15 protein-coding genes, 1 pseudogene and 1 riboswitch are annotated in these 23,012 nt (G+C 43.8%); of the genes and pseudogenes, 11 read left to right on the top strand and 5 right to left on the bottom strand.

The features are described 5' to 3' along the window. The first annotated feature begins 373 nt into the window (after nucleotides 1-373). The 5 genes from dinG to AB6D58_RS02750 all read left to right on the top strand — a co-directional run bounded on the left by dinG (nucleotide 374) and on the right by AB6D58_RS02750 (nucleotide 5,279). The gene (dinG, locus tag AB6D58_RS02770) at nucleotides 374-2,449 is read left to right on the top strand and encodes an ATP-dependent DNA helicase DinG (protein ID WP_372156467.1); all 2,076 of its coding nucleotides are present in this window, start codon (nucleotides 374-376) and stop codon (nucleotides 2,447-2,449) included. A 128-nt stretch (nucleotides 2,450-2,577) separates the two neighbouring features. Beyond that, on the top strand, nucleotides 2,578-3,357 hold the full coding sequence (locus tag AB6D58_RS02765) for a TSUP family transporter (protein WP_017062114.1): 780 nt from the start codon (nucleotides 2,578-2,580) through the stop codon (nucleotides 3,355-3,357). A 22-nt stretch (nucleotides 3,358-3,379) separates the two neighbouring features. Then, complete coding sequence (locus AB6D58_RS02760; RefSeq protein WP_017070024.1) at nucleotides 3,380-3,928, top strand: primosomal replication protein; 549 nt, start codon at nucleotides 3,380-3,382, stop codon at nucleotides 3,926-3,928. Continuing rightward, the gene (rsmS, locus tag AB6D58_RS02755; protein ID WP_017055021.1) at nucleotides 3,918-4,088 is read left to right on the top strand and encodes a pleiotropic regulatory protein RsmS; all 171 of its coding nucleotides are present in this window, start codon (nucleotides 3,918-3,920) and stop codon (nucleotides 4,086-4,088) included. Before AB6D58_RS02760 ends, rsmS begins: the two co-directional genes overlap by 11 nt. Before the next feature lie 57 nt (nucleotides 4,089-4,145). Beyond that, nucleotides 4,146-5,279: a cupin domain-containing protein gene (locus AB6D58_RS02750; RefSeq protein ID WP_017070025.1), complete on the top strand. Its 1,134-nt coding sequence runs from the start codon at nucleotides 4,146-4,148 to the stop codon at nucleotides 5,277-5,279. Between the two features lie 112 nt (nucleotides 5,280-5,391). On the opposite strand, the gene AB6D58_RS02745 is transcribed toward AB6D58_RS02750, so the two are convergent. Then, entirely contained in the window at nucleotides 5,392-7,509 is a 2,118-nt protein-coding gene (locus AB6D58_RS02745) for a methyl-accepting chemotaxis protein (RefSeq protein ID WP_017070026.1), read from the bottom strand. 499 nt (nucleotides 7,510-8,008) lie between these two features. On the opposite strand from AB6D58_RS02745, the gene emrD reads away from it, so the two are divergent. The 6 genes and pseudogenes from emrD to AB6D58_RS02715 all read left to right on the top strand — a co-directional run bounded on the left by emrD (nucleotide 8,009) and on the right by AB6D58_RS02715 (nucleotide 19,038). Next, the gene (gene emrD / locus AB6D58_RS02740) at nucleotides 8,009-9,214 is read left to right on the top strand and encodes a multidrug efflux MFS transporter EmrD (protein WP_372156465.1); all 1,206 of its coding nucleotides are present in this window, start codon (nucleotides 8,009-8,011) and stop codon (nucleotides 9,212-9,214) included. A gap of 348 nt (nucleotides 9,215-9,562) precedes the next feature. Beyond that, nucleotides 9,563-11,653 (top strand): annotated as a pseudogene (locus AB6D58_RS02735) (S9 family peptidase). A gap of 169 nt (nucleotides 11,654-11,822) precedes the next feature. Beyond that, nucleotides 11,823-12,629 carry an exodeoxyribonuclease III gene (gene xthA / locus AB6D58_RS02730; protein ID WP_372156463.1) on the top strand — a complete coding sequence of 269 codons (807 nt, stop codon included), beginning with the start codon at nucleotides 11,823-11,825 and terminating at the stop codon, nucleotides 12,627-12,629. Between the two features lie 156 nt (nucleotides 12,630-12,785). Next, nucleotides 12,786-14,471: a type I secretion system permease/ATPase gene (locus tag AB6D58_RS02725; RefSeq protein WP_372156461.1), complete on the top strand. Its 1,686-nt coding sequence runs from the start codon at nucleotides 12,786-12,788 to the stop codon at nucleotides 14,469-14,471. After that, the gene (locus AB6D58_RS02720; protein ID WP_017070029.1) at nucleotides 14,464-15,804 is read left to right on the top strand and encodes an HlyD family type I secretion periplasmic adaptor subunit; all 1,341 of its coding nucleotides are present in this window, start codon (nucleotides 14,464-14,466) and stop codon (nucleotides 15,802-15,804) included. The genes AB6D58_RS02725 and AB6D58_RS02720 overlap by 8 nt, the downstream gene beginning before the upstream one ends. Before the next feature lie 12 nt (nucleotides 15,805-15,816). Beyond that, nucleotides 15,817-15,900: riboswitch (cyclic di-GMP riboswitch) on the top strand. Nucleotides 15,901-15,933: 33 nt separating this feature from the next. Beyond that, nucleotides 15,934-19,038, top strand: a complete 3,105-nt coding sequence (locus AB6D58_RS02715) for a hypothetical protein (RefSeq protein WP_372051813.1) — start codon at nucleotides 15,934-15,936, stop codon at nucleotides 19,036-19,038. Nucleotides 19,039-19,201: 163 nt separating this feature from the next. On the opposite strand, the gene AB6D58_RS02710 is transcribed toward AB6D58_RS02715, so the two are convergent. The 4 genes from AB6D58_RS02710 to AB6D58_RS02695 all read right to left on the bottom strand — a co-directional run bounded on the left by AB6D58_RS02710 (nucleotide 19,202) and on the right by AB6D58_RS02695 (nucleotide 22,380). Then, nucleotides 19,202-19,879 carry an ABC transporter permease gene (locus tag AB6D58_RS02710; RefSeq protein WP_017062123.1) on the bottom strand — a complete coding sequence of 226 codons (678 nt, stop codon included), beginning with the start codon at nucleotides 19,877-19,879 and terminating at the stop codon, nucleotides 19,202-19,204. 2 nt (nucleotides 19,880-19,881) lie between these two features. Beyond that, complete coding sequence (locus tag AB6D58_RS02705) at nucleotides 19,882-20,622, bottom strand: ABC transporter permease (protein ID WP_017062124.1); 741 nt, start codon at nucleotides 20,620-20,622, stop codon at nucleotides 19,882-19,884. A 79-nt stretch (nucleotides 20,623-20,701) separates the two neighbouring features. After that, nucleotides 20,702-21,472, bottom strand: a complete 771-nt coding sequence (locus AB6D58_RS02700) for an ABC transporter substrate-binding protein (protein ID WP_017062125.1) — start codon at nucleotides 21,470-21,472, stop codon at nucleotides 20,702-20,704. 137 nt (nucleotides 21,473-21,609) lie between these two features. Next, a complete protein-coding gene (locus tag AB6D58_RS02695) occupies nucleotides 21,610-22,380 on the bottom strand; it encodes an ABC transporter ATP-binding protein (RefSeq protein WP_004736532.1) in 771 nt (256 codons plus the stop codon). Between the last annotated feature and the right edge of the window lie 632 nt (nucleotides 22,381-23,012).

The following is a 23,012-nucleotide window of genomic DNA, read 5'->3' as shown; positions in this document are numbered from 1 at the left end:
GTCAAATAAACTAAAAACAAACCTAAAAAAAACACAAAGCAATCAAAATCAACTACTTACATTTTTTTTCATAGTTTTACGAGCAGCTTATCCTTAGTTTTATCAGGAAATATAATAATCCAAAAAAAGAACAAAACAGCATTTAACACCACAAACAACTTGTAAAAGCGCCACATCTCAGGATTTAACACCTACAAGCAAGTCTTTTTTAATATTTATATTTCGCAACATAAATAAAATAGTTAAGTTCCTGATGGTTCAGTTTTTTTTTGTGAACAAGATCTACCTTTGATTCAAAAGCAAGCTATTTCACCGTAAATGTACCGACTAGTGATATGTGCTACTATCCTCGCTCCGTTACGTAGGTCACAGTATGCTAACTACTAAAATTCAAAAATCTATTCGCACCAGTTATCAAAACCTCCAAGATCAGTTGGACAACTTTGTACCTAGACGTGCTCAAAATTACCTTGTTGCAGAAATAGCGAAGACACTTTGTGGTCAATACCACAAAAGTAATCGCATGATTGTTGCAGAAGCGGGAACCGGGATCGGGAAATCACTGGCTTATTTAATGGCAACTATTCCTGTCGCTGTGCTCAATAACCGAAAAATAGTCATATCAACGGCGACGGTTGCGCTACAAGAACAGCTCGTCAATAAAGATCTCCCTCTATATAGAAGACTGACTGATCGAGAGTTTTCTTTCATATTAGCGAAGGGCAGACAGCGTTATTGTTGTTCCGAAAAGCTAGCCGCTGCCTGCGGGGTTGATGGCGGACAAATGGCCATGTTCGAATCTAAGCCAAAGAAGAAGGATATCGACCAACTTCAAACCATGTATCGTAGCCTAACCCAAGGTAAATGGGATGGTGACCGTGATTCGTGGCCAAAACCCATCGACAACATGATTTGGCAGATGATTGTCAGCGATAAGCACAGCTGTAACAACAGTATGCCTACGCATAGAGACTGCCCTTTCCAGAAAGCTCGCTCAGAGCTAGATAAAGCAGACGTGATTATCGCCAATCACAGTTTAGTGATGGCTGATGCAGACTTAGGCGGCGGCGTGATACTGCCTGAACCAGAAAATAGCATCTATATATTCGATGAAGCTCACCATTTACCGCATGTAGCCAGAGATCACTCTTCTGCGGCTGCGAGCTTAAAAGGCGCAGCATCGTGGTTGGAGCGTTTGAATCAATCAATCACTAAGCTTTCAGGCCTCGCTGACGAGAAACGTGTCCATCGATTTCGAAATGAGCTGCAAGACTCAGTGCAACAGCTGATCCCTACCCTGACTCAAATGAGTAAACAGTTTGACGCTAACCACTTTGAAGACGGCTTGTATCGCTTCGAACATGGCGACTTACCTGAGTGGCTTGAGAATGAATCAAAAGACCTCAAGCAACTCACACAAAAGGCGAGCCAAGCAGTTGCGAAGATTGCCGACCTGATTGCGGAACGAGTTAAAGACGGCGAGCTTTCAGCAAAACTTGCAGAGCCGTCACTGGCAGAAATTGGCTTCTATATACAAAGAACAGAGAACCTTGCTCAAGTTTGGCGCTTAATGGCTGAACCGAAGAGAGAAAAAGGCGCTCCTTTAGCTCGTTGGCTCGAACTGAATAAAGAAAGCGAAGGTGATTTCGTTGTGAATGTTTCACCACTCGAGGTGGGTTGGCAACTGGATCAACAAATCTGGAGCCGTTGTGTTGGTGCGGTATTAGTATCTGCGACCATGAGAGCGCTCAACTCTTTTAGCTTTTTCTGTCATCAAGCAGGTATCAGCCAAAAAGCAGAAGATGGCGTACAGTTTTTGGCTTTGGCATCACCGTTTGATTACCAGAATCAAGCTGAGCTGATCGTTCCGGCAATGAAGTACGAACCACAAGCACCTCAGTTTACCGAATATCTTATTGAAATTTTGCCTAAGGTAATAGAAGACAAAAAAGCCAATCTCGTTCTATTCTCTTCTTACTGGCAAATGAACAAAGTTGCAGAGGCTTTAACAACAGATTTCGTTAAAAAGTCGTGGGCATTGCAGGTTCAAGGCGATACTTCACGAACTGAAATTCTAAAAAAACATAAAAAGCTAATAGACCAAGGTAAAACCAGCGTTCTTTTTGGAACTGGCAGCTTTTCTGAAGGTCTTGATCTACCAGGTGAGCTTCTTGAAAACCTCGTTATTACCAAGATTCCTTTTGGTGTTCCTACCTCTCCCGTAGAGCAAGCACATTCAGAATATATTGAATCACGCGGTGGTAACCCTTTTATGCAGATTACTGTTCCAGATGCGAGTAAAAAGCTTATTCAATCTGTGGGTAGACTACTGCGTAAGGAAAGAGATTCTGGTAAAGTCACGATCCTTGATAGACGCATAGTAACGAAGCGATACGGAAAGTCCCTACTCGATTCACTACCGCCTTTTAAAAGAACAATAAAATACTAATATCCCCTGCCCTTGAGGTAGTTATGGGCCTTCCTCGCTAGGCCCTTGCATTCACAACCCAACATGACTAATCCATAGATTTTTCATGTGGCTGCCCTATCAGCCGATAACGAGAACACTAGCTATTTATGGAAATGATTGAGCCAACCATGTTGGTCATACTTGCTCTGGTTGCATTTGCAGCAGGCTTTATTGATGCTGTCGCAGGTGGCGGAGGGATGTTAACCGTTCCAGCTTTGCTATCGCTTGGTTTACCGCCACACATCGCATTGGGTACTAACAAGCTTGCAGCGACTTTCGCTTCATCTACAGCTGCATTCACTTACTACCGTAAAAAGCTGTTCAAGCCTGAGTGTTGGGTCAATGCATTCATATCTACTTTAATAGGTGCGACAATCGGCACACTCACTGTTGATGCCATTAGCACCGAGTGGTTAGAGAAGGTATTGCCGTTAGTCATTCTTGCCGCAGCGGTCTATACCATTTTTCATAAGACTCCAGATGTGAGCCATAATGTGTCTCCTAAGCCATGCCCTGTGCTTAAGAGAAAACAAAAGTACCAAGGATTCATTCTTGGCTTTTATGATGGGGTTGCTGGCCCAGGAACTGGCGCGTTTTGGACGGTAAGCTCTATGGCGCTTTATCGCTTAAACATCTTACTTGCCTCTGGTCTATCCAAAGCCATGAACTTTACCAGTAACTTTACCTCTTTGGTGACCTTCGCGATTCTTGGTCATATTGATTGGGTTCTAGGTTTAACCATGGGCCTTTGTTTGATGGCCGGTGCATTTGTTGGCGCTCACTCTGCTATTCGGTTCGGTGCTACATTTATAAGACCTGTGTTTGTTACAGTTGTAAGCGTACTTGCAATTAAACTGGCATACGAAGCTTGGTTTGTGAACTTATAGGCAGTAGCCAACGGGAAGTGAAATGAATCAATTTTCAAAGCTAAAAAGTGTTATTGATACCTTGATTGGCCATTGCTCGCAGGTTGACAAATCTCGAGGGGCTTATCATCAAGCCTTGTTTGACCGAGCCTTATTTAAATGCGGCGCCTCTGTTTTGCTTCCCTATGCACTTGAAACTCAGGCAACGTACCGCACCATTGTACGTGAACAAACCTCAAATCAACTGACCGCGTCCAGAGCCAACTACCTGACAGAAAAGCTGACCAATCAGATTGCAGCAATCCAAAGAGAGTTAGCCAACCACGATTTACGCTTGGACCGAAAAAGCAAGTCAGGGAAAACCCTGAACGACCTATACAACGAACTCGCCCAGCACCAAGACTGGCAAAAGCGATTGGTCGATTTAGTACGAGTACGAAAGTTAGCGTTTGATTCTGCGCCTCGCCACAGTAAGAAAAAAGCGGAAGAGGCTTGGCAGTTAGCAAAAGAGCGATTAGAACGCTGTGAAGACTCAATGAAAAATATTGAGAGACTGATTAACTTAGAGAACCCTAAGCGAAATGAACACTGATAACACACCATCACCACTGGATAACGCACCAGAAGAAGTTAAGTTAGCTGTCGACCTGATCTATCTGCTCGAAAGCAACGAAATCGATCCAAAAGTCGCGTTAGAAGCAATCAAAATTGTCCAGCAAGATTTACAAGCCAAACTAGCATCTAGCATCTAGCATCTAGCATCTAGCATCTAGCATCTAGCATCTAGCATAAAAATATACAGGATTCACATGTACCAACTCAGCTTTTCTATGCCCGAGTTTCTTGAAAACTACTGGCATAAAAAACCAACCATCTTAAAGGGTGGCTTCCAAAACTTCGTCGACCCAATTTCGCCGGAAGAACTTGCTGGTTTATCGATGGAAGAAGAAGTGGATTCTCGCTTTGTCTCTAACCTCGACAATCAGTGGACTGCAGAACACGGCCCATTCTCTGAAGAAAAGTTTGGCGAATTAACCGAAACTCATTGGCAACTGATCGTTCAAGCAGCGAACCACTGGCACCAAGGCGCAAATCAGCTGACTGAGGCGTTCCAAGCGTTACCAAACTGGTTATTCGACGATCTCATGATCTGCTACTCAGCACCTGAAGGCGGCGTAGGCCCACATATTGATCAATACGATGTCTTCATCATTCAAGGTCAAGGCAAACGTCAATGGAAGGTTGGCGCTAAAGATGTTGGCCAATACAAAGAGACTGTTCAAGCGTCTGCACTTCGTCAAATTGAAGGTTTTGACCCAATCATTGATGAAACTTTAGAGCCGGGCGATATCCTTTATATCCCACCAGGTTTCCCACATGAAGGGAGCACGTTAGAGCCGTCAATGAGCTACTCTATTGGCTACCGCTCGCCTAAAGAACAAGAACTGATCAGCAACTTTGCCGATTTTGTGCTTGCTCATGATATGGGTGACGTACACCTGCACGATCCAGAATTCAAAATGCAAGAAGGCTACGGAAAAATTCGTTCATCGGATTTAAGCAATCTCACAGACATGTTGAAATCTGCACTAGAGCAACCTGAAACCATCAGTGAATTCATGGGTTGTCTGCTAAGCCAATCACGCCACCAGCTTGATATCGTTGCTCCAGAGCCACTATGGACTCAAGAAGAGATCGCTCAACACTTAGAGTCTGAAGGTGAGATTCACCGAGTATCAGGCTTAAAGGCGCTCTACCACGAAAATGAAAGCAACACTGCTTACATCAATGGCGAAGTGGTTAAGGTTGATGAAGCGGATTCTTCGTTACTCAACATACTTTGCGATGAGACCATGATTACCTCGGCTACTGCCCTATCTCCTTCGGGCATAACTGTCGTGACTGAATTGGTCAACAAAGGCTACTGGTTTATCGAAGAGTAAGCAGCGTCAACCGCTGGTTATTGCATAGCCTCTAAATAAACAATTAAAAAAGGGACAAATGAAATCTTCATTTGTCCCTTTTTCTATTCAAGAACTGGTTAAGGCTTAATGCTTATACCTTGAACTGATTGACCAACTTCTGTTGTTGTTGAGACAGTTGGTCAATTTCATTGCCGACTTGCTCAGAAGCCGCGGCTTGCTCCAAGATCTTCGCACTCAAATCGCGAATATTAACCACGCTTTGATTTACTTCACCGGAAACCGATTGTTGCTCTTCGGCTGCTCGAACGATCTGACTGTTCATATCACTGATCGCCTCAATAGAAGTAAAGATCGACCCCAGATCTTCAACTGCTTTCTGAACGTGTAGTGCTGTATCGTTAGCTAGGATATTGCCTTCTTGTATTGCTTCAACGACATCTTGAGTTCCAGCATGAACCTTGTCGATCACCGCTCTGATCTCACCAACCGATGACTGGGTGCGACTTGCGAGGTTTCTTACCTCATCCGCAACAACAGCAAAACCTCGACCTTGTTCGCCAGCACGAGCCGCTTCAATCGCCGCGTTCAATGCCAGTAAGTTAGTTTGCTCAGAGATCCCTTCAATCACACTTAAGATCTCGGTGATGTTTCCGTTATTTTTTGCCAATTCTTCAACAATAGGAACAGCACTCGACATACGCTCCACCAGCTTTCTCATTTCACCTGCTGAAAGTTCGATGACTTGTTGCCCTTGTTGAGCAGAACGATTCGCTTCGCACGCTGCATCAACGGCCACTTCTGCATTTTGTACCACTAAGCCCGCAGTTTGAGTCATCTCTTCGGCCGCTGTCGCGACTAGATCCACTTCTTTAAATTGAGACTCGCTGCTTTCACGAGTACTTGATGCTGATGCTTTCGCTTGGCTGGTAGTATTTGCCACTTGTTCTGTGGTGTGAATGACTTCTTTGATTGTGTGTTGCAGCTTATCTAGGAACAGGTTAAATCCTTTTGACAACTGACCGATTTCATCTTGAGACTTCACTTCCAAGCGCTGCGTCAAATCACCTTCACCTGAAGCGATGTCATTCAACCTTTCCACAACCTGACGAATCGGCTTCACAATAGACAACGAGGCAAACGCGATAATGGCTAAGCCAAAGATAATAAACACTGTACCGGCGATCACTTCTGTTTTGATGCCTTCACTTAGCTTAGTGCTAATGATGGAATCCAATTTATTTGCGTCAGCGACGACACTGTCTCTTGGGATCTCAAACAACACCCCCCAAGTTTGGTTAGCTGCAACAACAGGTGCAAAGGCAAGTAACCACTCACCGTTCTCGCTCCATTGCGTTGTCACTTCACCACCAAAGATAAAGTCGGTCATTAAATCACTGTTTGTATTGCCACTTTGGAAAGTTGAACCGACTGCAATGCTTGAATCATCAGAAGCGATGACCGAACCATCTAGACTAACCACGTAAGCTTTACCCGCACCGTTAAACAAGCTCTGGTCAGATTGAGTAATCACACTGGTTAAACCATCAAGTCTTAGATCAATACCAAGAAAACCAATAGCAACGTCGTCAACCAAAATAGGGACTGAAATAGAGGACGTAAGTAGTGCTACACCACCGCTGTTCACGACTCTCGGTGTACTAATACACGTTTGCCCTGAAGACAAAGGACAGTAAAAACGTTCGCTATTGCTGTCATCATTCAAGATAGATTCTGAAAGAACGTTCGCTAGAACATTTTCACCGTTATCTGCCACCTTCCAGTAAGGAGCAAAACGACCTTTTTCGTTAGAACCAACATAATCAGCATCGACATAATTCGCATCTTCACTATCGAGCAAGTCAGGCTTGAAAACTAGATACGCACCTTGAATAGAGTCGAAATTTAGAACCGAGCGACGAACCATTTCATCCAAGGCGGTACGAAGCTCTTCACTTGGCGTAAAGTTTTCGTCCGCATTGTTTTTTAGAAACTGAGCACTGGCCGCAAGCATCTCTGCGCGGTAAATAGCTTCGTCTACATAACGTTGAGTTTCTTGAGCATTAAGCTGAGAAACAGACGCCAGCAACTGCTGAGTTTTATTGATAACTGATTCTGAACTTTGAGATTTGATGACTTGTTGATTGCTCGTTGCGTTGTAGATCGAGAAACCAATAAGAGACAGTGACGTAATGATTAAACAACAACCTGCTAAGAGGGTTATTTTCCACTGTACCGATAGAGAGCGCATTTAATATCCTTATTTAAGCCAAAAGACTTCCATAACCATAACTATCACATCGACAACGAATTGCTGTACAAAATGTAAACAAGTTAGACGAATAGCTTAGCGGATAATTACAGCACAAATTGCTTACATATAAAACGAAAGTTTATACAAATGTTAATAGCGCGTGTTTTCTTCCTTTTTTCTGTGATTTAAAATGATGTACTCATATAATCATTGGCTGTGTTGCTTAGGTTTTAGCGCTTTGGACATAGCCAGAACATCGATATTTAAAGGAAGCCCACTCCACCCTCTCCCTCTTTAAAATGCAGCAATTTCGGATTAGTTTTTATAATCCAAGCTATAGATTTTTATCTTGCTCAACTTCACACTTTTTGATTGCTAAGCCCGCAATCAAGCTCTAATATCTCGCGCCTAGATTCCCTGAACACTTTATTCATTTGGCTCTCCTTTAATGGAGCGCTAAGGCTTTTTACGTCTTAATTTTTGGAGAGATACGCAAATGTCCGCCTCGTTTCCATTAGCGAAACTTACCTTTTTAATCGCTATTCTGACTGCCGTAGGTCAAATGACTCAAACGATGTACGTGCCTTCTATCGGTCATATGGCAGGTGAGTTCTTAGTTTCGGCATCTTCACTGCAGGCAGTGATGGCGTGTTACTTGATCCCTTATGGTCTGTCGCAATTTGTTTACGGCCCACTTTCAGATCGCCTAGGTCGTAAACCGATCATCGTGATTGGTTTGATCATCTACATCATCGGTACTTTGGTAGCATTGTTCGCTCACGAATATGAATGGTTCTTAGCGGGCAGCTTTATCCAAGGTTTGGGCATCGGTTGTGGTGGTGCGATGTCTCGTACATTGACTCGCGACTGTTTTGAAGGCGCAGAGCTGCACCGTGCAAACAGCTTGATTAGCATGTGTGTGATTTTCTCACCATTGATGGCTCCTGTACTGGGTGGTTACCTAACAGAAGTTTTCGGCTGGCGTTCTAGCTACTTATTCCTCGCGCTGTTTGGTATTGCTGTTGTGATCACTATGATGACGAGCATGATGGAAACACTGCCGAAAGAACGACGCAAGCATGAATCGGTTGCCAACAGCTACAAGTTCGTTCTGTCTGATAAACGTTTCCAAGGTTTCTTATTGGTATTAGTCGCAACCTTTGCTGGTGTAGCCGTATTTGAAGCAGCGGCAGGTGTGTTGCTTGGTGGCGTACTTGGCTTACCGGCAACCACAGTAAGCTTGCTGTTTGTCTTGCCTATTCCAGGTTACTTAGTCGGTGCAGGCTTATCTAGTTACATCGCACAACGTCGCTCTGAGTGCCGTGCATTGAATGTTGGTCTGGTTGCGATATTGGTAGGCTCAACAGTGGTATTGATACCGGGTCTGTTTGGTCAAACAACAGCATTAACTTTGATTGGCGGTGCCACAATTTACTTCTTGGGCGCTGGCATATTATTCCCAGCAGCAACAACAGGGGCACTTTCGCCATTCCCGTACCACGCTGGTACTGGAGGTGCGATTTTAGGTGGTATGCAAAACCTAGGTGCTGGCATCTCAACACTATTGGCATCGTTCTTCCCAGCTCAAGACCAACTGCCACTCGGTTGCCTGATGATTGCTATGTCATTCATCGCTATGCTTGGTTTACGTTGGGTTAATCGTAAACCTGACCACTCAAACGAAATGCCATTGGCTATTTAACGTAAAACTCGAATCTTGCTAAACAAAGGAAAGGGACATACTGAAAAGTGTGTCCCTTTTTGTTGCACATTTATTCCTTCCACTCTCACGTATCAGTAATTTCATTTAACATTGCTTTGATTTTTTGAAAACAATAACAGACACTTACGATGAAGGTGCATATCCAGAATCCAATTATAAATAATATCACTGGAAGAACACCAATGTACCTGAACTCTCACAACAAAGGATGCTGGCATTAAAACGAGTAAGGTACACACTAAGGATATACAGATGCGTATCGCTTTAACCACATTAGCCGTATCAATAGCGCTTGTCGCCGGATGCAGCAATCAAGGAATCTCAACCATTAACCACTACTCTCAATCACAGCTCGTTGCTCAGCAAACCCAAGCACCCGTTGCTAAGAAAGTCCCTCACGCAATGACGATTCATGGTTAAACCCGAATCGATGATTACTATTGGATGCGCGATAATGCACGCCAAGATCCAGAGATATTGCAACAACTTGAGCAAGAGAATCAGTACGCAGATACGGTGTTGAAACATACAGAAGCAGCACAAAAACAATTATTTGAAGAGATTAAAGGCCGAATCGCGAAAGACGACAATTCGGTACCGGTTCGCAAAGGCAGTTACTACTACTCGAATAAGGTCACAGGCGACAACGAATACCCAGTTCACCTGCGTGAAAAAAACTTTTTAGGCACAGACAAGCAAGTCATCTTAGATGTAAACGAGCTAGCAAAAGAGCATGAATTCTTCAGTATTGGTGGCTTAACGATCAGCCCAGACGAAAACTTGTTGGCCTATGGCGAAGATACGCTAAGCCGCCGAATCTACACCATCAAGATTAAAGACCTCACGACAGGTGAATACCTAAAAGATGAAATTGAAGGCGCTTCAAGTGCTATCGCGTGGCAGAACGACAACCAAGCCTTCTACTACATCAAAAAAGATCCACAAACATTGCTAGGTTATCAAGTTTACCGCCACGTTTTAGGCAGCGCTCAAGCAAGCGATCAGTTAATCTACGAAGAGACCGATAGTGCTTACTACACCTCTTTGAGTAAAAGCAAAGATGGTGAACAGGTCTACATTTGGCATTCGAGCACAGAAACCAGCGGTGTCTCAGTCATCGATGCCAACAACCCAGAGGCTACAGCTGAGGCTTTCTACCCAAAAGAGACCGGCATAGAGTACAGCATCGCTAAGCTAGGTGATTGGTATTACATCTACACCAACTACCAAGCGGTCAATTTCCGTTTAATGAAAGTCACAGCTGAAGAGATGCATGATCGCTCAAAATGGGTCGATGTCATCCCAGCAGACGATAATACTCAGCTTGTAGATTTCGAGTTGTTTGATGACCATCTTGTCTACGAGCAACGCGCGGATGGCTTGTCTACAGTGAAAGTTCGCCAACTCTCAACAGGCCACGAGTTTCCACTTGAATTTAACGACACCGCATTTGCCGCTTACCTAACGAGTAACTATGAATTAGATAACGCAAAAGTTCGTATCTATTACAGCAGCTTAACCACGCCAGGTACTTACTATGATTTCGACCTAAGTACAGGTGAATCCGAGCTCATGAAGCAAACACCCGTATTAGGTGATTTCGAAGCGGATAACTACCAATCAGAGCGAATCATGATTACGGCTCGCGATGGTAAGCAAGTTCCTGTCTCTTTGGTTTATCGTAAAGACTTATTTAAGAAAGACGGCACTAACCCAATCTACCAATACGGCTATGGGTCTTACGGCTCTACGATTGAACCTACCTTCAGCTCAACTCGCCTAAGCCTACTGGATAGAGGTTTTGTTTATGCCATCGCACATGTCCGCGGTTCAGAAATGCTTGGTCGCCCTTGGTATGAAGATGGCAAAAAACTGACCAAACAAAACACGTTCAACGACTTTATTGATGTAACCAAAGAGCTTGTTGAAGAAGGCTACGGCGCGAAAGATAAAGTGTTCGCCGTTGGGGGGTCTGCTGGCGGTCTATTGATGGGTGCAATCATCAATCAAGCACCAGAACTGTACCGTGGTATTGGTGCACATGTTCCGTTTGTAGACATTGTGACAACCATGCTCGATGAATCGATTCCTCTAACCACCAACGAGTATGACGAATGGGGTAACCCGAACGATAAAGCCTACTACGATTACATGCTGGGGTACTCACCGTACGACAACATTAAGGTACAAAACTACCCGAACATGTTGGTGACAACAGGCCTCCATGATTCACAGGTGCAATACTTTGAGCCAATGAAATGGGTCGCAAAGTTACGGGAGATGAAAACAGACAACAACGTGTTGCTGTTCAAAACCGATATGGAAGCCGGTCACGGTGGCGCTTCTGGTCGATTTAAACGATTGAAAGAAGACGCACTTGAATACGCGTTCTTTTTGGATTTACTAAAGACTCAATAGATTCTACGTAACTGTAAATATTCACATCATTTAATGTCGCCATTTTGTCTCTACAAAGTGGCGACAGAAATTATCAAGCATGGTTAAATACGATGAACCATGAAATCCACCAAATCAAAAACCTTTAAAGACAAGCAGTGACAAAGGTTTACGAGAGGTATAAAAACAAATGAAAGTAATTAGCTTCAACATCAACGGTCTTAGAGCCCGCCTTCACCAACTGCAAGCTATTATCGACAAACACCAACCTGACGTGATTGGTCTGCAAGAGATAAAAGTGCACGATGAAGCCTTCCCAATTGCTGATGTTGAAGCAATGGGCTACAAGGTTTACTTCCACGGTCAAAAAGCCCACTACGGTGTGGCAATGTTGTGTAAGCAAGAGCCTATCTCTGTGCAGAAGGGTTTCCCAACAGATAATGAAGATCATCAAAAACGCATGATCATGACGACGTTTGAAGATGAAAATGGTGAAAAGGTTACCGTGCTAAATGGCTACTTCCCTCAAGGGGATAACATCAAGCATGAAACCAAATACCCATACAAACGCCAGTTCTACAAAGACTTAATGACTTACCTAAACGACTATCACAACAAAGATGAGCAAGTGATTGTGATGGGCGACATTAATATCAGCCCTATCGACGCAGACATCGGCATTGGTGAACCTAATGCGAAACGTTGGTTGAAAACCGGTAAGTGCTCTTTCCAACCTGAAGAACGCGAATGGCTAAAAACTCTAATGGATTGGGGTTTTGTGGATAGCTTCCGTCTACTGCACCCTGAAGTGAATGATCAATACTCGTGGTTTGATTACCGCTCAAAAGGCTTCGTAGACAACCGCGGCCTGCGTATTGATGTAGTCCTAGCGACTCAAAAGCTTGCCGATAAGTGTACTGAAGCTGGCATCGATTACGAGCTACGCGGCATTGAAAAACCGTCAGATCACGCTCCGATTTGGTCGACGTTTAAATAAAATCCAAATTAAATTTCAAATCAAAAATGCACAAGCTTTTGTTTAGCTTGTGCATTTTTTTTACTTAGCTCAAATCCACTCAAAAAGCTTGAGATAGTTCACATTCTCGCCACTGCCCATCTATACTATTTGGACAACCAATGGAGAGAGTTTTGTATGGACGCAAAGCCTTGGGCCGGTATAAATCCAATTAATCTGCGTAGTTTACTTCCGATGATGGTGGTCAGCGGAGCGATCAGCGTATTGATGTTAGTCGTTCCCTTATTCAGCCTTCAAGTGTTTGATCGAGTCCTCTCAAGTCAAAGTTTAGATACGCTTCTATTCTTGGCTTTCATTGCTGTGTTCCTACTTACAGCCCAAGCGTTCCTTGACGCGTCTAGAGCCAAGTATGCACAAAAGAAAGCGATCAAATTTGAATTTATCGCGTCTCAGCAGCTATTTGAACAAACCTCCTTCTCATCGAAATCAAAAGAAAAACATCTGTTCAACGATATAAGTGAGGTAAAGAGCCTACTCTCTTCTCCAGCCTACTTTGTCATGTTTGATCTGCCGTTCACTCCCCTGTTTCTTATTATTATGTTTGCGATTCATCCATATATAGGATTAGTCGGTGTGGGTGCCGTTGTTTTTATTCTCATGACAACATTGCTTTCTCATTGGGTTAAATCTAAGCACTTTAAAACCACTTACTTAAGCCAGCTCGCAACACAAAGAAAAAACGACGAGTGCTTTCAAAAACACGCCACGATCTTTAGCCAACATCAACAACAAGGTTTAAGTAAGACCTACCAAGAAATATTGGCGGAGAAGAGCTGGTCTCGAAGCCATTTAGATCAAGCCACCTGTTCACTGAGTGCATTTTCTCGTTACATACGTATGGTCCTTCAACTCATCATCATGGCTGTCGGAGCAAGTCTAGTCATTCAAAATGCCATGTCTGCTGGTGGAATGATTGCGGGTTCAATCCTAATGGCGAGAGCACTCCAGCCAATTGAGATGCTCTCTAGTGGTATTCAAGCATGGAAAACTGGTTTGGATGCAAACAAACGCTTAGCTAAGGAATTTGCTTCTCATACTAAACATACCGAGCGAACCGAGTTGGAAACAATTAAAGGTGATCTGGTCATCGACAACGTCACATGGTTCGCGTCTGAAAAACTTAACAAGCCGACTCTTAATGGTTTGAAGCTAAGACTGGAATCAGGAAATCGAGTCGCATTGATAGGCCCTAGCGGGTCAGGTAAGTCTTCCATCTGCAAAATGATCACTAACGGCATATCGCCCTCAAAAGGTGGCATTTCTATCGATGGACTCAATGTTGAGTTGTGGAATCTGAATCAGTTCAAACACACCGTCGGTTATGTTCCTCAGCACATCGACTTTTTACATGGCACTGTCAAACAAAATATCGCCCGATTTGATTCCAACGTTACGGATAGCCAAATCGTCAGATCCGCTATTCAAGCCGGTGTGCATGATGCTGTTGTCGCCTTACCGAATGGATATGAAACGATTATCGGTTCTTTTGGTCATCAGTTATCTGGTGGACAAGCCCAGAAACTTGCCATCGCAAGAGCATTGGTTTTCTCACCTAAGCTACTCGTGCTTGATGAGCCTGATTCCCATCTCGACAAAGAAGGCGAAGAGTTTCTTGTTTCGCTATTACAATTGGCGAAAGAGAAATCCATTTCTGTCGTGATGGTAACGCATAACCCAAGCTTACTCAGACATGTCGATTGGGTTGTTGAATTGAAAAACGGCCAGATAACGCAAGCAGGCGAAGCGAGTAAAGTTGTCCGGTCGCTCTTCAATGTCGCTTCCTCGGAGGTGTCGAATGGCTAGTATTCATCATGACGATAAAGGTATTCACTTCGACGATGGTAGAAAACTGATCTTTTCTACATTCAAAATACAGGTGTTCATCTGGTTAGTTCTTGTGACTACTCTTGGTGGCTTTGCTGCTTGGGCATACCTAGCCCCGCTTTCTTCTGCTGCCATTGCGCCAGGCGTGATTATCGTAGAATCAAAGCGAAAACCCATTCAGCACTTAGAAGGCGGGATTGTAGAAATCGTCCATGTTTCTGACGGCGACCATGTTCAAAAAGACGAACTGCTCATCACGTTAAGTCACACACAAGCTCAAGCATCGCTTCTAAGGCTAAGAGCTCAGTGGCAAAGTGATTTAGCGCGGCTGAACCGCTTACAATCAGAGTTAGCGAGTCATCAAGAAATTCAATTTGATATGAGATTACTCTCCCTTATGAGTGACCCAAACGTATCAAGCTTACTTGATACGCAGAGTAAACTTTTCAGCAAAAGACAATCGTTAAAATCCGGTGAATCCGATGTGTTACAGCAAAAAGTCGAGCAATCAAAACTTGATCTGCAAGGCTTCCAACAACGATTCTTAGCCGGAAATCGAAGCCTGAAGTATTTAGAAGAACAGGTACAAATGCACCAAGATTTGCTTGTTTCCGGTAACACATCCAAATCTCGCTTATTGGATTTACAGCGAGAACGCTCTCAATTACAAGGTAACGTTGCTGACCTCAAAGCTAGAATCGGACACGCCAAGCGCACCATCGCCGAAGCGAAATTAGAGCTGATCAACGCGGATTATACTTACGCCAAAACGCTCGGCGAAGAGATACAAGATTTAGAACGAAAGCTGAATGAAACCAGAGAAGCTATGGTCAATGCTCAAGATATTCTTACCCGGGTTGAAATAAGAGCACCTCAAAGTGGTGTGGTGGTTGGACTTAATGTGGTCTCCGAAAATGCCATTGTTCCACCCGGTGAAACCTTAATGGAATTGGTTCCGCAAAATGACGAGTTGATTGTAGAAGCGTTAGTCAAGCCAGAAGACATTGAAGCCTTACGAATTGGGTTGGATACCCAAGTAAGACTGACCGCATACAGTTTCCGTAAAACACCACCGATTCGTGGAAAGTTAGTCCATATTTCGGCTGACCGCATTAGCGATCAAGCCACAGGATCTTCTGCTTACTTAGCGAGAGTATCGTTAGATAAGTCTGAGCTAGAAGCATTAGAAAACATCTCATTGTACCCGGGCATGCCCGCAGAAGTGATGATATTACTTGAGCAACAAACACCGCTCGAGTATCTACTCAACCCACTCTCTGTGAGCGCCTATAAGGCAATGAGAGAAATTTAACCAAGCGCACAAAGAAGATAAAGCCAAACTCATCGTGAGGTGAGGACGGAAAGCTCCAGATCTCAGGGATGAAGCCGAGATGGCTGGGCTGCCTCTTATATCAAACCGATATATCAGAGGATGATAGCAATGGCTATTCAATTAACAAATAATGTAACTGGAACATTAGCCCAAGAGGCCGGAAATAAGGTTGCTGTTCCAAGTCAAGACCAGTCCCAAAACGGTAACGACAACCCTATTATTCTTGGAGACACCAGTGACAATGCCATTAGAGCAGGGAAAGGAGACGATATTGTCAAAGCCAAAGACGGTGATGATTTTATAGCCTCTGGCCGCGGTTCAGATGCGATTTTAGCTGGTGACGGCAATGACGTTGTTGAATCATGGAATCACTCTATCAACGCAAAAGATGAATCAGGCACATTAAGTATGCCTGAATCTATTCGAGCCCGAGACTCCGACATCGTGAATAATGTCGATGATGTCATTGTGGCTGGTTCTGGTAATGATTACGTTGAAGGTGGTGGTAACAATGATGTGATCTACGGCGACAGAGGAGCCAAGGTCGCTGGGGACAATCTAATCACCAATGGTAATTTTCAAGTTGATCAATCAGATACTAGTGCTGGAGGGCCTGGCTTAGGTGGAAGTTGGGGAACCTACTCTTCATTTAACGGCTGGGAAGCAGACAACGACAACGATGGCGTCGATGCCACCCCCGAAGGATTAATGGAAGTTCAGTTTCAGAGTGTTGGTGGCGCTCCATCCGGCGACCACCCTACCAGCAATGTACTTGAACTTGATTCTCATAACCATAATGGCATTGGCAGCGACCAAACGAATACGACAGCTTCTACCGTCTTCACTGTTGAGCCCGACGCAATTGGCCGTGGTGGTACATTCCAGTTAACTTTTGAATACGCTAATAGACATAAAGGCAGTGAAACTGATACTAGCCCTTTTCAAGTTCTAATTGATGGTGAGGTTGTGGCCGAATTCGATAACAACGGAATCGGTAATGAGCATCAATGGTACACCGCAAAACTCAACGTTGATTTGACACCTGGAGACCACACCCTTTCTTTCAGAGCCACAGAAACAGATACTAGCGAAGATACTTACGGTGCTCTCATCGCTAATGTTGAAATGTATCAATACGAGGCTAACGACTTCTTAGTTGGTGATGGTACACCTCGTGACACAAATGGTAATTGGGATGAAACTTCCGTTTCCGGAGACGATTTGATCCGTGGCGGTAAAGGCGACGACATCATTATCGGCGATAACTTTAATCCTCTCTATTACGATGAACAGCAAGGCGAATTTTTCCTAGATTTTGACAATACCTACAGTGACGAAGACAGTAATAATGTCGCGCTCGACAACGATAACCTTTCAGCTTATGCCCCAGATGGCAGCGAAGCTGACGTCTCCGAATCTAATGGAGGAGTGAGCTCTGGTGGCACGGGTTATGGTGTAGTTGGTTTAGCTCAAAGTGGTGTGAGTGCTCAGATAGGACTCTCATATAACCCAGACGGAACAACAAACGGATCTGAAATGTTGTCGGTTTCCGTTGATGAACATACCATGGCAGCGAAAGTCGGCATCTCCAATTTGTACCTAAATGAAGGAGGGAGCGGAGTCCATGAAACAGGACATTGGGCTGCTTATCGTGAAGGTATTCTTGTTGCTGAAGGCGACTTTACTGCTAACGATTTAGTGAAAGATGACTTTTCTGAAAGTACATCAAACAACAACGGTTTTCTTATCATTTCACCTGTAGATACAGGTTTTAAAGCATTTGATGAAATCCAATTCACTGCTGTAGGTGAAGCCTTCGATAAAAATAGTAACAATACCGCTGATGATTCCAGTGATTACTTCGTTACCTCTATCGACTCTTTAGAGTTGAGTGGTGATGGTACAGATTACCTCGTTGGTGGTCACGGCAATGATGTTATTCTGGGCGGTCACAACAGCAATGGCTCACTCGTCTTAAATGACGACGGTACTTACTCTCTCAATGATTACTCAGGAACTCTCTCAATCACTTTGGAAAGCTCAGAGGCAGGCTACAATAACTCATATGGTTATTATACTGTCGACGATCAAGGCGGTGTAAATATAGACGTTGTGTGGGGAGATGTTCACGCAGCACTAGATAATGCGGGTCAAGAGAAACCAAGCTTTGAAGTCTCTGTCGACGACAGTATTGAAACGCTTGGCTTCTTTATTGTCCCCGACGGCGGTGATAAAGGCGTGACCGACGGCAGCAGTCTTTCTTTCAATGTTGAAGACCTCCAAAATGATTCATCAGTACAAACTCAATCCAACACCGACCAAGATATCTCTGTCGTAGCCGGAGATAACCTTCAATCTGTTGTTTTCAATCTGCAGGTTGATACACCTCCGGGCTATAGCGGTGTTGCTGGTGAAGGTAACCAACACTTTAATGACAATCCAGGCAGTGGTGACAGTGACTTTGATGATGTAGTTACCACTGTTGAGCTAGAAGCTGACGTAGAAACACTACTCGGAGGTAAAGGTGATGATTGGTTAGATGGCGGCGCAGACAACGACCTAATTAAAGGTGGTAAAGGCGACGATACACTGATTGGAGGTAGTGGTGACGATGTCTTAAAAGGCGGCAAAGGTGATGATGTTCTTGCCGGCGGCGAAGGCGAAGATACCTTAAAAGGCGGTAAAGGGGATGACATTATCGATGGTGGTGAAGGCAGCGACATTATAAAAGCTGGCTCAGGTAATGACACCGTTATTTATGATGCTGACGACGCCTTGATCCATGGTGGTAAAGGGTTCGATGTACTGGTCGCCAATGACCCTGGTGGTGTCGATATCGACATGTCGAAGGGGTCAAACATCAATGGGTTTGAAGCAGTCATAGGGGGAGACTCAGCTAATGACAAACTGACTATTTCTCTAGGTAAAACCTTCAATCAAAACCATGACCTTGATGGTAATAGAGCAAAGAACGACGACCAAGTTGCTGAATTCTTTGCTTTAGGAATTGAAGATATCGACGCTAGTCATCTTCAAGGATTCCAATACCAAACCGCAACATCAGTGACGCTAGACCAAGATATGCAAGATAAACTTGGACTCGATGGAACTGAAACGATTACCGCTTATAGCTTCACCAAAGGAGGCAAAGAAGTCATCATCTACACTGATGCATCCTTTGATGGTGATTTCATTGGCGTTAATGAAGTTTAATTGCTTTTTGAACTAGTAAATCAGAAACAAAGTTAAAGGACTTATTGCTTGTGTAATAAGTCCTTTTTGCTTCAAAGAGCTACTCAACTAATTCCTATACAAACCCTAAATAAGAACGGCGCTCAATGAGCGCCGTTTTGTTAACTGTGTGAATACCGTGCAATTAGCTAAGTGGTCTTAGGTAAGCAAGGAAACGTTTCTCTGCGAATTTGAAAATCGCGATGATGATGAACGTTAACGCCATGTAGAACAGCCCTGCCGTTAGGAAAGACTCGAATGGAGCGTAGTAACGTGAGTTAACCAAACGTGCAGCACCGGTTAAGTCCATAATGGTTACGATACCCGCTACCGCAGAGCCGTGAAGCATGAAGATGACTTCGTTACTGTAAGCCGGCAATGCGCGACGCAGAGCACTTGGTAAAATGATACGACGGTAAGTCTTCGGTGTACTCATGCCGTAAGCTTTTGCTGCTTCGACTTCACCTTTAGGTAAGCCGTTAATCGCACCACGAATGATCTCTGCGGTATAAGCTGACGTGTTAAGAATGAATGCCACCAAAGCACAGAACCATGCGTTTTCCCATAATGTGTCTTTCACTGGGAAGAATTGGTCCATACCGTAGTAAATCAGGTACAGCTGAACCAGTAATGGCGTACCACGGAAGAAATAGATGAATGACCAAGCCGGAGCATTAATCAGCATATTTGGACTGTTACGAGCGATAGCTAGTGGTATGGCGACGAATAAGCCAATGATCAAAGCAACGCAAACCATCCAAGCCGTTGTCCATAAACCACCAAGGTAAATCGGCAGGCTTTCAATTATCAATGAAAAGTCCATAACTACCTCGCGTGGATACTGAATTTACGTTCAACCAGCTTAAGTAAGCCCGTTGAAACACTGGTGAAGAATAAGAAGATAATCGCCACAGTCATGTAGAAAGTGAATGGCATTTTGGTTGAACCCGCCGCCAGTGCACTAACACGTACCATGTCTTCTAGGCCAATAATCGAAACCAGCGCAGTGGTTTTAAGTAATACCAGCCAGTTATTCCCAAAACCCGGTAATGCGTGACGAATCATCTGCGGTAGCAGTATGCGGTGAAACGCCTTTACAGGGCTCATACCATAAGCTTTTGCCGCTTCCATTTCACCGCTGTCGACAGCCATGATGGCACCACGGAACGTTTCTGCCATATAGGCACCGAAAATAAAGCCTATGGTTAAGACACCAGCAACAAATGGGCTGACATCAATATAATCAGGTAAGTAAGCGGTCCATTCGTGGTTAGGATCACTGGATGCAAACCACTCGTTGAGCCACTCGTTGATGGAATACAAACTGTTGTTTAAAAGGATTTGTCCACCAAAGAAAATCAGCATCATCAGTACGAGATCTGGAATGCCTCGAATGACGGTTGTGTAGAGGGTTGCAATAGCACGAGCCCAGCGATAAGGCGCGAGTTTTGCTAAGGCACCTAGCATACCAAGAACCATAGCTAAAATTAGCGACAGCAAGGCAACTTCGATTGTGAGCACCGCCCCTTTCAGGATCGACGCTTCATATCCTTGTAAATCAAACATAATGGATTCCAACAGAACTGCGAAAAAGTTGGTAAGACAGGGAGAGGAGAACCTCTCCCTTAAGAATTGACGCTAAAGATTACTGACCGTATACGTCGTAGTTGAAGTATTTAGCCGCGATATCTTGGTAGATGCCTTTTTCACGTAGTGAAAGGATTGCCGCATCTAATTGCTTAGTCAGATCTTTGTCTTGCTTACGAACAGCAATACCCATACCTTCACCGAACCACTTAGGATCCGTTAGAGAGGGGCCAACAAACTCGTAGTCTTCACCACCAGCTTTGTTCAGCACGCCTTCTTCTAGAGCAGATGCATCACCTAGTACAGCAGCAACACGACCGTTTGCTAGATCAAGGTAAGCTTCGTCGAATGAACCGTAACGAACGATCTCTACTGTATCGCCGTAGTTGTCTGTTAGGTATTTATCGTGAGTTGTTGCACGTTGAACTGCAATCTTTTGACCGCTTAGATCATCAAAGTTAAGGCCTGCACCTTTCTTAGCGATGAACTTGTTTGGGATAAGTGCGTATTTACCAGTGAAGTCGATTTTTTTCTTACGCTCTTCCGTGATAGACATTGCCGCGATGATCGCATCATATTTACGAGCAAGTAGAGAAGGAATGATACCATCCCAGTCTTGTGCAACGATCTTACACTGCACCTGCATTTCAGTACAAAGTGCGTTAGCCATATCGACATCGAAGCCTTTCAGTGACCCGTCAGCTTCTGTCCAGCTAAATGGAGGGTAAGCACCTTCAATACCAAAGCGTACTGTTTTCCATTCTTTTGCTTGAGCTACGCCCGTTGCAGCAGTTGCAGCAAGTGCCGCGACTAATAACCACTTTTTCATATCCCTACTCCTGTGATTTAGGTTTTTATGTTTTGCTAGTTTTAATATTGTGTTTGTTGTTGCTTATTAACTTACTTGTTGTGTTTTATTGTTCACACCGTCGCTGTTTACCGTTGGCAACGGCGTTTCAATTCTGATTAATAAATCGATGAGATAAATTGTTGTAAACGTTCAGATTCAGGTTCCGTAAACAGTTTAGCTGGATCGCCCTGTTCTTCCACTAGACCTTGGTGCAGGAACATCACATGGTTTGATACGTCACGAGCAAAAGCCATTTCATGTGTTACCACAAGCATGGTTCTTCCTTCTTCTGCTAGATCTCGCATTACACCGAGTACTTCCCCTACTAACTCAGGGTCAAGTGCTGATGTTGGCTCATCAAACAGCATCACTTCCGGATCAACCGCTAACGCTCGAGCAATTGCCGCTCGTTGTTGTTGTCCACCGGATAAATGACCTGGGTAGTAATCTTTGCGCTCATACAAGCCTACTTTTTTAAGTAGTAGTTCTGCATTTTCAATCGCTTGAGCTTTAGGTACACCTAATACGTGAACGGGTGCTTCGATAACATTTTCGAGAACGGTCAGGTGAGACCAAAGATTGAAGCCTTGAAAAACCATCGCTAAGCGTGAACGGATACGCTGTACTTGTTTTTCGTTGGCAGGAACAGATACGCCTTGGCGGTTGTTTTTCATTTGAATTAATTCGCCATTAACCCAAATCTCGCCTGCAGTTGGTGTCTCTAAAAGGTTGATACATCTAAGGAAAGTACTTTTACCCGACCCTGAAGATCCGATAATCGATACAACATCGCCTTTATGCGCAGAAAGTGAAATTCCCTTTAAAACTTCATTTTGACCAAACGTTTTGTGTAGATCCTTTATGTCCAGCGCTGGTACATCTTTCATGCGCTTTCTCTCCCAAGTTTGTGAAAATGCAAGGTACTCCGACCTTTTCATGCGATACAAACTAGCACCACACGAAACAACATGCAACAAATTATTAACCTGATAAATTGGAATAAATAGCGATTCACTCTGACTTATTATGCAAAAGGTAGCGTTTTCGCCTCAATTTAATGAATGAGTTCTATCAATAAGCTGCAATTACACCCCTTACATTGTTTAAATAAAGTTAATCAAAATGAGATTCACGTAGCTTGATGTCTCACAAGAAAAACAAGTTTTGTGAACTTAGATACGCCGAGATCTGCAAAATATAATCTGCACGCTCAACACTACATACACACCGTAAGGCACAATTATTTTAAGGTTATTACATTGTAAGCATTTCACTCGGAACAGTTGGGAAGCAAGTAATAGTGAAATAACTCAGTAAGAATTGAGTATTGAACTCGAGCCATGACGACAAAGGCTCGAAGAAGATAGGTAAACGTCAATTTGTGAAAACTAATTACACGATTCATCAATGGGAAGTTAATGAATCGCTGCGTTTTGTAGCTTTCTTTCACATATACTCATAAAGTGATCAAGATCAATCACCCTAAAGGGTAAGCTTGTTAGACTCCTCAGCAAAGAAT

This window comes from Vibrio sp. 10N.239.312.D08, from assembly GCF_041466145.1.
Taxonomy (GTDB): domain Bacteria; phylum Pseudomonadota; class Gammaproteobacteria; order Enterobacterales; family Vibrionaceae; genus Vibrio; species Vibrio crassostreae_C.
The sequence above is the reverse complement of the archived record's forward strand: the minus strand, read 5'-3'. Positions and strand labels throughout refer to the sequence as shown.

Coding starts and splice junctions, on each gene's coding strand:
- AB6D58_RS02745 (WP_017070026.1), bottom strand. CDS start 7,509: ATGCGCTCTCTATCGGTACAGTGGAAAATAACCCTCTTAGCAGGTTGT.
- rsmS (WP_017055021.1), top strand. CDS start 3,918: ATGAACACTGATAACACACCATCACCACTGGATAACGCACCAGAAGAA.
- AB6D58_RS02705 (WP_017062124.1), bottom strand. CDS start 20,622: ATGTTTGATTTACAAGGATATGAAGCGTCGATCCTGAAAGGGGCGGTG.
- AB6D58_RS02700 (WP_017062125.1), bottom strand. CDS start 21,472: ATGAAAAAGTGGTTATTAGTCGCGGCACTTGCTGCAACTGCTGCAACG.
- dinG (WP_372156467.1), top strand. CDS start 374: ATGCTAACTACTAAAATTCAAAAATCTATTCGCACCAGTTATCAAAAC.
- AB6D58_RS02725 (WP_372156461.1), top strand. CDS start 12,786: ATGGACGCAAAGCCTTGGGCCGGTATAAATCCAATTAATCTGCGTAGT.
- AB6D58_RS02765 (WP_017062114.1), top strand. CDS start 2,578: ATGGAAATGATTGAGCCAACCATGTTGGTCATACTTGCTCTGGTTGCA.
- AB6D58_RS02695 (WP_004736532.1), bottom strand. CDS start 22,380: ATGAAAGATGTACCAGCGCTGGACATAAAGGATCTACACAAAACGTTT.
- AB6D58_RS02710 (WP_017062123.1), bottom strand. CDS start 19,879: ATGGACTTTTCATTGATAATTGAAAGCCTGCCGATTTACCTTGGTGGT.
- AB6D58_RS02760 (WP_017070024.1), top strand. CDS start 3,380: ATGAATCAATTTTCAAAGCTAAAAAGTGTTATTGATACCTTGATTGGC.
- emrD (WP_372156465.1), top strand. CDS start 8,009: ATGTCCGCCTCGTTTCCATTAGCGAAACTTACCTTTTTAATCGCTATT.
- AB6D58_RS02720 (WP_017070029.1), top strand. CDS start 14,464: ATGGCTAGTATTCATCATGACGATAAAGGTATTCACTTCGACGATGGT.
- AB6D58_RS02750 (WP_017070025.1), top strand. CDS start 4,146: ATGTACCAACTCAGCTTTTCTATGCCCGAGTTTCTTGAAAACTACTGG.
- AB6D58_RS02715 (WP_372051813.1), top strand. CDS start 15,934: ATGGCTATTCAATTAACAAATAATGTAACTGGAACATTAGCCCAAGAG.
- xthA (WP_372156463.1), top strand. CDS start 11,823: ATGAAAGTAATTAGCTTCAACATCAACGGTCTTAGAGCCCGCCTTCAC.